Annotated in this window: 12 protein-coding genes; 5 read left to right on the forward strand and 7 right to left on the reverse strand. The window is 28.5% G+C overall.

Annotated elements, in window-relative coordinates; translation table 11 throughout:
- Positions 1-97 precede the first annotated feature (97 nt).
- Both E0E45_RS08350 and E0E45_RS17685 read right to left on the reverse strand, forming a co-directional pair.
- Positions 98-3,379, reverse strand: a complete 3,282-nt coding sequence (locus E0E45_RS08350; RefSeq protein WP_130890753.1) for an autotransporter outer membrane beta-barrel domain-containing protein — start codon at positions 3,377-3,379, stop codon at positions 98-100.
- A 485-nt stretch (positions 3,380-3,864) separates the two neighbouring features.
- Positions 3,865-4,065, reverse strand: a complete 201-nt coding sequence (locus tag E0E45_RS17685) for a hypothetical protein (protein ID WP_172604176.1) — start codon at positions 4,063-4,065, stop codon at positions 3,865-3,867.
- Between the two features lie 308 nt (positions 4,066-4,373).
- Here E0E45_RS17685 and E0E45_RS08355 point away from each other — a divergent pair, with 308 nt between their 5' ends.
- Together E0E45_RS08355 and E0E45_RS08360 are read left to right on the forward strand one after the other, a co-directional pair.
- Entirely contained in the window at positions 4,374-5,054 is a 681-nt protein-coding gene (locus tag E0E45_RS08355; protein ID WP_130890754.1) for a hypothetical protein, read from the forward strand.
- 20 nt (positions 5,055-5,074) lie between these two features.
- Positions 5,075-5,506: a PaaI family thioesterase gene (locus E0E45_RS08360; RefSeq protein ID WP_130890755.1), complete on the forward strand. Its 432-nt coding sequence runs from the start codon at positions 5,075-5,077 to the stop codon at positions 5,504-5,506.
- A gap of 62 nt (positions 5,507-5,568) precedes the next feature.
- On the opposite strand, the gene gltS is transcribed toward E0E45_RS08360, so the two are convergent.
- Positions 5,569-6,792, reverse strand: a complete 1,224-nt coding sequence (gene gltS / locus E0E45_RS08365) for a sodium/glutamate symporter (RefSeq protein ID WP_130890756.1) — start codon at positions 6,790-6,792, stop codon at positions 5,569-5,571.
- Between the two features lie 27 nt (positions 6,793-6,819).
- On the reverse strand, positions 6,820-7,716 hold the full coding sequence (hutG, locus tag E0E45_RS08370; RefSeq protein ID WP_130890757.1) for a formimidoylglutamase: 897 nt from the start codon (positions 7,714-7,716) through the stop codon (positions 6,820-6,822).
- 219 nt (positions 7,717-7,935) lie between these two features.
- On the opposite strand from hutG, the gene E0E45_RS08375 reads away from it, so the two are divergent.
- Positions 7,936-8,619, forward strand: coding sequence for a TetR family transcriptional regulator (locus E0E45_RS08375; protein WP_130890758.1), 684 nt, complete (start codon positions 7,936-7,938; stop codon positions 8,617-8,619).
- Between the two features lie 300 nt (positions 8,620-8,919).
- On the opposite strand, the gene E0E45_RS08380 is transcribed toward E0E45_RS08375, so the two are convergent.
- On the reverse strand, positions 8,920-10,344 hold the full coding sequence (locus E0E45_RS08380) for a leucyl aminopeptidase (RefSeq protein WP_130890759.1): 1,425 nt from the start codon (positions 10,342-10,344) through the stop codon (positions 8,920-8,922).
- A gap of 129 nt (positions 10,345-10,473) precedes the next feature.
- Here E0E45_RS08380 and E0E45_RS08385 point away from each other — a divergent pair, with 129 nt between their 5' ends.
- On the forward strand, positions 10,474-10,944 hold the full coding sequence (locus tag E0E45_RS08385; RefSeq protein ID WP_130890760.1) for a toxin-antitoxin system YwqK family antitoxin: 471 nt from the start codon (positions 10,474-10,476) through the stop codon (positions 10,942-10,944).
- 119 nt (positions 10,945-11,063) lie between these two features.
- Complete coding sequence (locus E0E45_RS08390; RefSeq protein WP_130890761.1) at positions 11,064-11,384, forward strand: STAS-like domain-containing protein; 321 nt, start codon at positions 11,064-11,066, stop codon at positions 11,382-11,384.
- 68 nt (positions 11,385-11,452) lie between these two features.
- Here E0E45_RS08390 and E0E45_RS08395 read toward each other — a convergent pair whose 3' ends face one another.
- Entirely contained in the window at positions 11,453-11,959 is a 507-nt protein-coding gene (locus E0E45_RS08395; protein ID WP_130890762.1) for a KdsC family phosphatase, read from the reverse strand.
- A gap of 75 nt (positions 11,960-12,034) precedes the next feature.
- Entirely contained in the window at positions 12,035-12,295 is a 261-nt protein-coding gene (gene rpsT / locus E0E45_RS08400; protein WP_005951467.1) for a 30S ribosomal protein S20, read from the reverse strand.
- Positions 12,296-12,453 lie beyond the last annotated feature (158 nt).

Genomic DNA, 12,453 nt, shown 5'->3' on the forward strand with positions numbered 1-12,453 from the left:
AATAAGTCTAAGATTTATAAAAATGAAAAGTTTGTTTTTTATATACTAAAAAAGGGGCTGTTGCAAATTTAAAATAGCCCCTTTCACTTTGTAACCTTTAGAACTTATACCCTAATCCTGCTCCTACTATCCATTCCCCTTTAGCCTTGTTTTTTCCTGCTCCGTTATGTGAATCTCTTTCTACTGCATAAGTTCCCTTTACATCAAATAGTACTCCATTTTCAAGTTCAATAGCATATTTTGCATTTAGTCCTATACTATGTTCATTTTTATGAGCAACCAGTATATCAAAGTCCCTTCCACCTTTAAATCTTCCTGTGATAAACTCCTCATCTGCTCCATCAAGTATTCTTGTGTAGCTTACTCCTGCTGAAAGTGTACTTTTTCCTTTTTCATGAGGTATAACTTTCTTCAAGTCTAACCCTACTTTTCCTACTGTATAGTCAAATGATTTTGAATCTGTTTCTATTGCTAGAGTTTGATTTCCTTCATCTGCACCATCTTGATCTATATATGTATATGACAATGTTCCATAAGGTTCTAGGAATAGATTTTCTCCAATATTAAGTGAATATCTTCCATTCAAATAAATATCATATGTCATATCATTGTAATTATCTGAATATTTCATTACTGATTTTGTTTCATCAAAAGCCACTTTATTTATTATCATCCTGTCTGCGTCATAATCTCCGTACTGGAATCCTGTTCCTGCTGTTACTTTTAGATTTCCAATATACTTTTTAGCATATGCTCCAAGATACAATGCGCTTCCATCTACTTTCGATCCATTAGACAAGTCAGATTTTAATTTATTTCCTCCAATTACTACTCCAGAAGTTAGTGTATCAGATACTCCATACTCTCCAAGCATATATGCTCCAGTGATTTTTGTATCTGCGTCCATATCTGAACTTCCTATGTCATATGTGTAATATCCTTTTCCATAATATGTATCTTTTGTTCCACCATCTACATGAGTAAGTCCACCATAAATCATCCATTTATTTGCTTCTGGTTTGAAAATATTTTCAGTAACTATATCTCTGAACATTCCAGCAGATTTTCTTGATAACTCACTAGAATATGAATATGGATTTCCTGCATAGATATCATTTAAGTATCCTATGAATGTTGATAATCTCTCATCATCATCTACAATAAAATTTCCTAATCCATCTACTGAAAGTATTCCATGATATATTTTATTAAGCTGTTTGTATTTAAATATTTCTGGTATAATCCATCTGGCAACAACCTTTACTTCATTATTTGCTCCATCTATACTTTCTATAGTATGAAGTTTTGATGTAGTATCAAAATTTCCTCTACTTCCTGTTATTAAGCTGTTATCTAACTTAGTACCCCCAAAACTTATTATACTTTCATTTCCTGCTCCATTGACAGCAAGCAGAAGTTTTCCTCCAGTTTCAGATTTTATTATTCCTGTATTTCCATACAGTGCATGACCTACAATCTTACTTGCATCCCCTAAAGTACCTAACTTACTTATATCTATTCTTAAAGTAAGTATCCCATCTGCTCCTATTGTTATATTTTCTGCATCTGTTACTGTTAAATCTCCCACACTTCCATCATCTTTAACAGTTTTTTCAAATAGAGTTACATTTGTATTTGTATTCATATTTTCAAATCCTGATATGTTATGATAAATATTTATTCCACCATTAGCTGCATCTCTTGTTATTGGTGAATCAAAATTAAGAGTGTCTCTTCCCATTCCACCATTAAGAGTTCCATTGATAATGCTTTCCGCTTCTACTGTAAGGATATCATCATTATCTCCCATATTTGTGTTACCATTAATTGTTGCTCCACTGCCAATAACAAAGATATCATTTCCATTTTCCATACTTATATTTCCATTAACTATATTTCCACTTTGCAACGTTAAAGTATCTTCATTATCACTTCCTGTTACAGTATCACTTATTCCATCTGCTCCACCATTTACTATTGTTCCTGTTAAAGTAAGTATTCCTCCAGCTGTATCAAATTTTACTGCTGTTTCATAAGCATTGATTACTGAATTATTAAATTTATTATCTCCTATTGATACAAGCAATGTATCTGTTATTCCATTTAAAATATATTTCTTATCTAAAGAAACATTTTCTGTTTGAGGATTTCCAATAGAATCATTATATGTTAATCCTCCATTTTCAAGCTCTAGACTTTCAGTCCCTGTTATCTTGTCTTTATTCGTTCCTTCTGCTTTTGTATTTATTACTGTATATCTATTTATTTCAGTAGTTGTTCCAAATTTTCCATAATCAGTATCATCTTTTGCTGTATAATTTCCACTATATCCTTTAAACATCAATCCATAATTATTTAATGTTTGTGTTCCATAAAGGCTTATAACCGCTGACGTTTGTGCTGCTAATATTCCATAGTTATTTAAAGATGTTATTGTTGCATTATCATTATCTACAGCAAATTTTTTCCCATAAATAACTCCTGTATTTGTCATAGTTTCCAGAGTTCCCCTAGCTCTATTAGCAATTCCAAAACCATCACTTCCTCCTGTTCCTGTTATTAAACCATTATTTACTATTGAACCACTTGTTCCTCCCAGTCCTCCAATTAAAATCCCCCAACCTTTTTCACTTCCTGTTCCTTTTATTAACCCAGAATTTGTTAAGACTTCCATATTGGCATTTATATAAGCAACTCCAATTCCATCACTTCCTGAAGTTACTCCTGCTATTAAACCAGTATTTGTTAAGTTAGCTAGAGAAGCTGGAGAAATTGGGATATTTAGAGTACGAATTCCATACCCTCCTGTTTGTCCTGTCCCCATTATCGAACCAGTGTTAGTCAAAGTTTCCACAGCACTAAAATTATAAATTCCAGCACTACCTCCAGCTGATGCAGCAATTAAGCCATTATTCGTTATAGTTTCTACATTACTGGAATTATAAATATAAATTCCACTGCTTTCTCTAACAACATTACTTATATCTGCTCCCATTATTAAACTATTATTTATAACTCCACCTAAATCACCACTCAATTTTAAGGCACAACTTGCATTCCTTGCATATCCATCTGTTGTTATATTAATTCCAGTTGATAATAATGTCATATTATTTATATAAGTTTTAGTATCTGCATTCCAAATATTTTCATCATCATATGGATGTTCCTCATTCCAGTTTCCCCCAGTTCCTTCAGCATCAGTAGTAGCTACTGTATTAAATTTTACTGTTTCTCCATTTTCTTTTATCCACAGATATTTATCTGCTCCCATTACTGCTGTACATGATAAAAGCATTCCCACTACTGTCCCTATCGTTATATTTCTTCCCGTTTTTTTATTCCCACTTTTTATTGATTTCATAATTTTTTCTATCATTTTCCCCTCCATGAAATTTAATTCTATTTTTTAAAAAAATACTGTATAATTTTCTCAAATCCATATAAAAACTTCATAATCATATTCAATAAATGTTCGTATTTATACATAAAGGTGTACTTGCTAATATTTTTCAATTTTAAAGAATATTATTTGCAGATTAAACATTGACTTTTTATTAAATTTAAGGTATTATCTATCATAGATATCAAGTAGCTAAAACATGGATTAAAGGTTTTTTAGCAACAAGAAAATAGTTAGTGTTCTCTTTTATGTATAAAAGAGAACTTTTTTTATACCCTTTTTCTACTGCTAAATTCTCAATATTTTCAATTTCAAAGGAACTTTTTATAAAATTTCTTTTAGAGACTATCTGAAAAAATTCTTTGTAATATAAAAAAATACAGAGATATTCCCTGTACCTTTTTCTGAAAGTGCATTATTTACATTTCTTTCTTTTTTCTTAATTACTTTTTTCATTTCTCCTATGTGTGTGTATTATTTATGTCTTCTATTCTTTTATTATCTTCTAAAAGATAAATATCTTCTGATGTAAGCAAAAAACCATTAATGGTCCTCCCATTACCGGATTTTAGCTTAACGGTAGAAACACCAATTTCATCAATATTTTCAGAAGTGGATACTAAACTTTTTCCTTTTAATCTTCCATTCTTAAATATTCGCATTTTATTTTTAAAACGATTTTTTTCTTTAATATTTAATAAATTTTTTATTGTAATAATTCTATTCCATTAAGAATAAAAATTCAAAAAGTTATTGAGTTTTATATGAAATTTATTTCTCCATCAAATTTCAAATAAATATATACTATTTCTTTTTAAATTTATAGATAGAAAATAAATATTGTAAGATTTTTAGAAAATATTTTATTTGTTTTTAAACTATTTTTTATGTTAAACTAAAATATAAGCAGAAAAATATTGCAAAATATTAAAAATAATTTCTGCTTTGTTTTTATTGAAAGGGGAAAGAAATGCAGTTAATTATAATTTTAGAAGCAGCTATTTTGAGTATAATTATATTCATAATAGATTTTGCAGTTTTTAGTAAAGGAAATGAAGATGATTATGAGAATAACTCTTATAATTCAAAAAAAGAAGCTTTGAGCATTGGTAAAGAGGGAATGTTTATTTTAATTTCTTATCTTATCATCTCAATATTTTTTTATTTCTTCTTTAAAGCTGAACCTATTCGTAGTATACTTTATAATGGAAGAATTTCTTTAGGTTCTCCTTTTATAGCTGATATTTTAAGAAATATCAGTAGAGTTAGAGGACTACTTTTAAATATGTTGATAGGATTATATGGAATTAGAAGAAGAAAATCAGAAGGTTTTATTTTCATTATATTCTCTTTGATAATCCCTTCTTTCAGTTATTCACTTTTACTTTCAAATATTTTCAGATTTATATCAACTCTATTAAGAATATTAATCTTCAGAAAAAATATCTTAATGATAATCTATCTTATTTTTAATTTTTTAAGTATATCTCTCTTTATTCTTGGGAATATGCATGCTTCGTGGTTATTTTATGAATTTATAAATTTACCATTTTTTAATTTGCTATACTCTAATATGTACTGGCTGATGATAATTGCAATAATCCTAGAGATTATTAAAATTGCAAATGTAAAAGATGAAAATGAACTTTAAATAGGGAGGCCAAAGAACAAATGTGTAATTTAAACAAAAATATAACTATAGAAATATTAAATGAAAAAGGAAAAGGATTCTTACCTGAATTTATGGGAGTTGAAATTCTTGAATTAAAAGAAAAGTTTTTAAGAAGCAGATTGGCTATAAAACCATATCATATTGCGCCAAATGGTTATCTTCATGCTGCAACTGTTATTACTTTAGCTGATACTACTTGTGGATATGCTTCTTTTGCTCATCTTCCAGAGGGAGCAGAAAGTTTAACAACTATTGAATTGAAAAGCAACCATCTTGGAACTACTACAAAAGGGAGAATCTGCTGTACTGCTACTGCTCAGCATCTTGGAAAAACCACTCAAGTATGGGATGCAGTTGTTACAGATGAGGCAACTGGAAAGAAAATTGCACTTTTTAGATGTACTCAAATGATATTATATCCTAAAAAATAAAAATTAAAAATACATCCTTAGGTATCATTAAAAACCTAAGGATGTATGAAACTAAAAATATTCTATTTAAAGAGATTAATTGCTGTTAGTATAACTGGCATTTGAAAAATATCTATTAGAAAAGCTCCTGTCAATGGGACTACTAAATAGGGATTAACTGTGTATCCATATTTTCCACTTACCTCTCCCATATTTATCATAGCATTTGTTGTTGCTCCCAATCCAGAACCACACATTCCTGAAACCATAACTGCTGCATCATAATCGCTTCCCATTGCTTTAAATACTATGAATCTTGTATATAGCCACATAAATATTACCTGACAACCTAATATTATAACCATTGGTATTGCAAGTGCTGCAAGTTCCCACAATTTTAATGATATTAAGGCCATAGATAAAAATATGTTAAGAGAAGCTTCTCCCAATATATTTACAAGATTTCTATCAATATCAACCCATTTAGCTTTTAAATTAAGATTATTAAAGATAATAGCACAGAACATAGCTCCTACATATGAAGGAAGAGCTATTCCCAGCTTACTTTTTAAAAGTCCGCTTAAAGAAATTCCTATTGTCATTATAATTGACAGCATCAATATATGCTGCAGCATTGAATTAAGATTTATTTCTCTTTTTTCTATATCAATTTTTATTCCAACTTCATCTTCATTAACAACATCTTTAGGTTTTAAATCAAATTTCTTTATTAAATGTATAGCAAGAGGTGAGCCTAAAAGTCCTCCAGCTACAAGACCAAATGTTGCAGCAGAAAGTGCAACTGTTAATGCTCCTGTTACCCCTAATCCTTCCACTGTTTGTCCAAAAGCTCCTGCTGACCCATGTCCACCAGACATTGATACTGACCCTGCTAAAACTCCTAGTAATGGATTGATCCCAGTTGCTTTAGCAACTCCTACTCCAATAACTGTCTGCATAAAAGTCATAACTCCACTTAAAAGCCAAAATATTATTAATAATTTCCCACCTTTTTTTAATCCCTCAATTGAAGAACCTAACCCAATAGTCGTAAAGAAAACTACCATAAAAGGTGTTTGAAGTGTTGTATCATAGGTAATGCTTCCAATATGAATAGTTCTCATTAATAAATGAATGAGAGCAAATAATAATCCTCCTAAAACTGCTGCTGGTATTCCAAATCTATCAAGAAATGAAAGTCTTTCCTTTAGTTTTCTTCCAATATAAAGAGATATTAATCCCATTGCTATTGTTCCAACCATATCAAATTTAAAAAGTACTCCTAAATCATTCAAACTAAATTCCATATTTTTCCTCCTAAATTTCATATTTTATTATTTTGCTAAATTATTCATAATATCATATATAAGACTTCCTGCAAGTTTTGCAGTTCTACTATCTATATCATATTCTGGATTTACTTCTGCAAAATCTACACATACAACTTTTTTACTCTTCATAATTTCCCTTAAAATTCTTTTTCCTTTTTTAGGGTCAAGACCCATTATTGTTGGAGCTGAAACTCCTGGAGCATCAGAAGCATTAAACACATCCATACAGAAAGTTACATATAGAATATCTGTATCTGCAAGATATTTTTTTAATTCATCATTTATAAATTTTTCATCATTTTCTTCATCCAAAATTAATACATTATAACTTTTAGCTGTATCTATTAATCTTTTAGTATTTCCCTGTTTTTTAAAACCAACTATTGAATACTTTACATTCTTATCACTATCTAATATCTGCTTAAATGAAGTCCCAGAAGTAGCTCCATTATCATAAGATCTCATATCTAAATGTGTATCAAAATTTATAATTCCTATTTTTTTGTCAGGATAAGCTTTTCTAATTCCACTATAAGAAGCAAAAGCTATATCATGTCCTCCACCCAGTCCTATTGGAAAAAGTTCTTTCTTTATAACATTATAAATTTTTAATGAATACTCTTTTTGTGCTTCCTCTAGAACTTTATTTTTTAAGTTTTGGTAATCATAAATCCTTAAATTCTCCACTATTGGGAAAGATTGCATAGCTTTTCTTATTGCATTAGATCCTTTTTCAGCGCCTATTCTTCCTTGATTTCTTTTTATTCCATCATCTGTATCATATCCTACAAGGCAGATTCCATATTCTTTGCTAACATTATCAAAAGGTTTAACAATTTGCCAAATTCTCAAGTCAATCTCTTCATTACTATCAAATCTTCCATGCCACAAATCTTTCATAATTAAAAATCTCCTTTTTTCATTTTATAAGTAACACCGTGTTACTTAGTTGTTTTATAATAACACATAATTTTTTTTATTTCAAGGATAATTATGATTTTTTAGCAATTATATCATATAAAATATATACCATTCGTATTAATAACAAACATATTTTTTTAAAATTTAAAATATATGTTATAATTATAATGAAATTTAAAATACTTTAAGGAGCGTAAAATGGATTTTGAAAGAGTTAAAACTGAAGAACAGAGAAAAATTAGAATTCAGCAAATAAAAGATGCTGCTATTAAGTTATTTGATATTCATGATTTTCATGAAATTACTTTAGCTGACATTGCTAAGGGAACTAATTTTACAAGAGGAAATCTTTATAAATATATCTCTTCTAAAGAAGAAATATATTTATTAGTCACTATAGATGAATTCAATAAATTATTAGTTGAATTAAAAATAAAAATAAATAGAGATTTTTCAAAAAAAACTGATGAATTTTCTGAAATATTAGCTAAAGAAATAGAAAAACAAAATAGATTTTTGAAACTATTTTCAATCTTATATACTAATCTTGAAAAAAATGCTTCTGAAGAAAAACTTATACAATTCAAAGAAGAACTTAGTTACTGTCAAATTAAATTTATAAAAATTATAAAAACTGCATTTCCAAGCTTAGAAGAAGTTCAAATCAGAAAATTTTTAGAAATACTAAGTTGTTTTGTAATTGGTTTTTATCCTCTTGTTTCCCCTAACGATATCCAAAAAGAAGCTCTAAAAAAAGCTAAAACTGGCTATTATCCTCCTAATTTTAAAAAAGTTCTAAAGGAGCAGATACTATCCATATTAAGAAGTGTTATTTATCATTCAGGAGAAAAAGTTTCATCTATTCCATACAGGTTAATATAATTTTTACATTTTTTATATTTTCACTTTTAGCAATTTAAATTTATTTTATGTAAAATAAATAAAAGAAAAAGGAAGATACAAAACAGGATTTCTTTCCTTCTTGTTTCTTCCTTTTTACATTTTTAAATCATAAACGAAATCTTATAGACCATCATTAATGTAATGACAATCATAAGCTGCAAAGAATAACTATTTTCCATCCTTTCCTCCAAAGTTCCCACAATATATTGCATATTTTTATTTTATATTTAGATATTTTTTTCATTATATCATATTTATCTTTTGTTGTTAAATACTTTTTTATCCTTTTATATATGAATATAATGTTCTGACTACTTGACCAGTTGCTCCCTTTTTAAAATACTTTCCATTTTTTTCACTAAATGCTGTTCCTGCTATATCTAGATGCATCCAAGGTTTATCTTCTATAAACTCCTGTAAAAATTTAGCTGCTGTAATTGACCCTGCTAATTTTCCTGCACTATTTTTTAAATCTGCTGCATCTGATTTTATTATTTCTTTATATTCTTCAAAAATAGGCATCTGCCAGTATTTTTCTCCCCAATATTTTCCAGCACTTTCCAACTTTTTATAGTTTTCATCTGAATTTGAAAATACTCCAGTTACATTATCTCCAAGAGCTACCATTATTGCTCCTGTTAAAGTAGCTGCATCTATTACCTCATCTACATTTTCTTTTCTTATTATATAAGTTAAAGCGTCAGCCAAAGTTAGTCTTCCTTCTGCATCTGTATTAGTTATCTCTATTGTTTTTCCATTCATACTTCCAATAATATCTCCTGGTCTATAAGCATTAGAACCTATTGCATTTTCACAAGCTGCTATTACTGCAGTAACATTTTTCTTTATTTTCATTTTACTAAGAGCACACATAGTTCCTATTACAGTAGCTGCTCCACCCATATCTGTTTTCATATCAAGCATACTTGAAGTAGGTTTCAAAGAAAGTCCTCCAGTATCATAAGTAAGTCCTTTCCCTACCAATCCTATTCTCTTTTTGCTTTCTGCATCTCCTTTATATCTCATTATAATAACTTTTGGTCTATTGACAGATGCTCTTCCTACAGCTAAAAATGCTTTCATCCCTAATTTTTCAGCTTCTTTTTCATCAAGTATTTCTATTTCAAATCCAAATTCTTTACCTAATTTCTCTGCTTCTTCTGCTAATTTTTCTGGAGTTATTACACAGGCTGGTTCATTTATTAGATCTCTTACTATATTAACTATTTTTCCTAATTCTTTTCCTTCAATAATATCAATGTTATTTTTTTCTATAAAATAATATAGATTTAATTTTTTATCTTTTTTCTCACTCATATACTTATCAAACTTATAGTCTATATGTTCTGTCACTTCTCCAATTATTTCAAGATCTATTAAGTCACTGTCTTCACTGCCAATAAGAATATCTCCATTTATATTTTTTAATCCATTATATATTACATCTCTCATAACATCTCTATTTATATTTTCTTTTTTTCCTATTCCTAAAAATAATATTGTTATTAAAGAATCTCCTTCTAAAAATGAAACCTCTAATTTTTCTCCTTTCTTTCCTGTAAAAGAATTTTTTTCCATCATTTTTTCAATAAATACTTTATTTTTATCTGAAATATATTCACAAAGTCTTAAATCACCTTCACTAACAAGATTTACTGTCTTTGAATAAATTTTTTCTATCTTTTCTATTATCTCTAAACTCATTTTTATACCTCCATTTCAATAAATTGACTATCTTCCTTTTAGTCTACCACTTTATTTTTTTTATTTCAATGCAAATATCTATTGATTTTTTTTAAAAACACGGTAAAATAGAAGAGTAGGTGATCGATAATGAAAAAAACTTTAATTTTATCAATGCTTTTAGCAATATCTTTAGTTAGTTTTTCTGCTCCTAAAACAGCAGATACTTCAAGAATGAGAGAAGAAAATGGTATTACATATTATTTTAATGAAGATACCCCTTTTACAGGAAAGGTAATAGATAAAAAAGATAGAAACTATTACACTGATGGAAAGCCTGATGGAAAGTGGGTAACTTTTTTTCCTAATGGAGCTTTAAAATCTATAGAGAACTGGAAAAATGGAAAATTAAACGGAAAATATGTTATTTATCAAGAAAATGGTTTAAAGGTTATGCAAACTTCTTATATCAACGGAAATGACAATGGTGAATATTTTCTTTATCATGAAAATGGAAATCTTCAAGTACAAGGATATTTTAAAAATGGTGTTCCTTCTGGTACTTGGAAATATTATCATCCAGATGGTAAGTTAAAGGGAAAAGCTGTTTACCCAGATTAGGACAAAGATATTATTTTATAGTAAAGTATATATTTTTATAGTTTGACTTTTTTATAATTTCTATATATAATATAGGTGAGGGAAGATTTATTATAATAATAACAAAGGAGGGTTCTATCATGAATCTTGTATTAAGCAAAATTTTTGAAACTTCTGTCCTTGTATCTCCTAAGAAAGCTCTACAATTGTGTTCTATGGTTGCTAGGAAAATCAAAAAAGGAGATAGTGTTGTTATAGACTTCAATGGTATAAAAGCTACCACATTAGCTTTCCTTTATGTTCTTTTCTCTAATATAGTAAAAGAATGTGGTAAAGATGTAAAAAGCCTTGTATCAGTTGAAAATGCTTCTAAGGAGCTAAAAGAAGAATTCAAATACTTAAAACAAAATTACAAAGAACTTTGTGAAAAATTCTCGCACTTGGATGTTATAACAGCTTAAAAATAAATTTAAAGATATTAAAAAACAGAACTCTCCATTGAGTTCTGTTTTTATTTATACTCCATTTTTTATTTTCCTTCATTAAGATATTTTTCTACTACTTTTTCCCACATACCATTTTCTTTCATTATCTTTTCAAAAAATTCTCTTACTGCCCCATCTCCACCATTTTTTGAAGAGATAAAGTTTACTCTGTCCAAAACTTCTTTTACTGCATTTTTAGGAGCTGCTGACATTCCCACAACAGACATAACTCCTAAATCATTTATATCGTCACCCATATAAGCAGTTTCCTCTAGTGTTATCTTGTATTTATCTAATATCTTTTTTAATTCAGCTACCTTATTTCCAGCTCCCTGTACTAATTCCTGTATTCCCAATTCCTCTGCTCTTCTTTTTACTATTACAGAAGTCTTTCCAGTGATAATAGCAGTAATTCCTCCATACTTTATCCATTGAGCTATTGCAAATCCATCTTTTACATCAAACCCTTTCAAGCTATTATCTTTATCATCCATATAGAGCTTACCATTAGTTAAAGTTCCATCTACATCTAATACAATTAATTTTATCATTCTCTGCTCCTTCTGAATATTTTTTATAAAGAAAAAAGGATATCCACATCTGGATATCCTCAAACATACTAGTAATTATAGTGCGTTTACTTTAGCAGCTAATCTTGCTTTCTTTCTAGATGCTGTGTTTTTCTTCATGATTCCTTTGCTTACTGCTTTATCTAACTCTTTATAAGCTACTGATAAAGCTGTTTTTGAAGCTTCTAAATCTTTAGTATCTACAGTTGTTAAAACTTTTTTAGTCATAGTTTTAACTCTAGATTTTACTGCTTGATTTCTTTCTCTGTTTCTCTCTGCTACTAATATTCTCTTTTTAGCTGATCTTGAATGTGCCAAATTAAAAACCTCCTAGAAATTTTAAAAATTATATTTTTCCATAAGATGATATCATAAATTAAACAAAATGTCAACCTAGTGATGACAAGAAGTAATTTTAATTTGTTTAAGTTAAGCTACAAAAGAGACACATCTTCTTGTACAATGGACCATAATTA

The organism is Fusobacterium ulcerans ATCC 49185 (genome assembly GCF_900683735.1).
In the GTDB taxonomy this organism is placed as follows: Bacteria; Fusobacteriota; Fusobacteriia; order Fusobacteriales; family Fusobacteriaceae; genus Fusobacterium_A; species Fusobacterium_A ulcerans_A.

What these genes read in the sequence shown, in the direction of transcription:
- E0E45_RS08350 (WP_130890753.1), bottom strand. Translation starts at nt 3,379, where the DNA reads ATGATAGAAAAAATTATGAAATCAATAAAAAGTGGGAATAAAAAAACG.
- E0E45_RS17685 (WP_172604176.1), bottom strand. Translation starts at nt 4,065, where the DNA reads ATGCGAATATTTAAGAATGGAAGATTAAAAGGAAAAAGTTTAGTATCC.
- E0E45_RS08355 (WP_130890754.1), top strand. Translation starts at nt 4,374, where the DNA reads ATGCAGTTAATTATAATTTTAGAAGCAGCTATTTTGAGTATAATTATA.
- E0E45_RS08360 (WP_130890755.1), top strand. Translation starts at nt 5,075, where the DNA reads ATGTGTAATTTAAACAAAAATATAACTATAGAAATATTAAATGAAAAA.
- gltS (WP_130890756.1), bottom strand. Translation starts at nt 6,792, where the DNA reads ATGGAATTTAGTTTGAATGATTTAGGAGTACTTTTTAAATTTGATATG.
- hutG (WP_130890757.1), bottom strand. Translation starts at nt 7,716, where the DNA reads ATGAAAGATTTGTGGCATGGAAGATTTGATAGTAATGAAGAGATTGAC.
- E0E45_RS08375 (WP_130890758.1), top strand. Translation starts at nt 7,936, where the DNA reads ATGGATTTTGAAAGAGTTAAAACTGAAGAACAGAGAAAAATTAGAATT.
- E0E45_RS08380 (WP_130890759.1), bottom strand. Translation starts at nt 10,344, where the DNA reads ATGAGTTTAGAGATAATAGAAAAGATAGAAAAAATTTATTCAAAGACA.
- E0E45_RS08385 (WP_130890760.1), top strand. Translation starts at nt 10,474, where the DNA reads ATGAAAAAAACTTTAATTTTATCAATGCTTTTAGCAATATCTTTAGTT.
- E0E45_RS08390 (WP_130890761.1), top strand. Translation starts at nt 11,064, where the DNA reads ATGAATCTTGTATTAAGCAAAATTTTTGAAACTTCTGTCCTTGTATCT.
- E0E45_RS08395 (WP_130890762.1), bottom strand. Translation starts at nt 11,959, where the DNA reads ATGATAAAATTAATTGTATTAGATGTAGATGGAACTTTAACTAATGGT.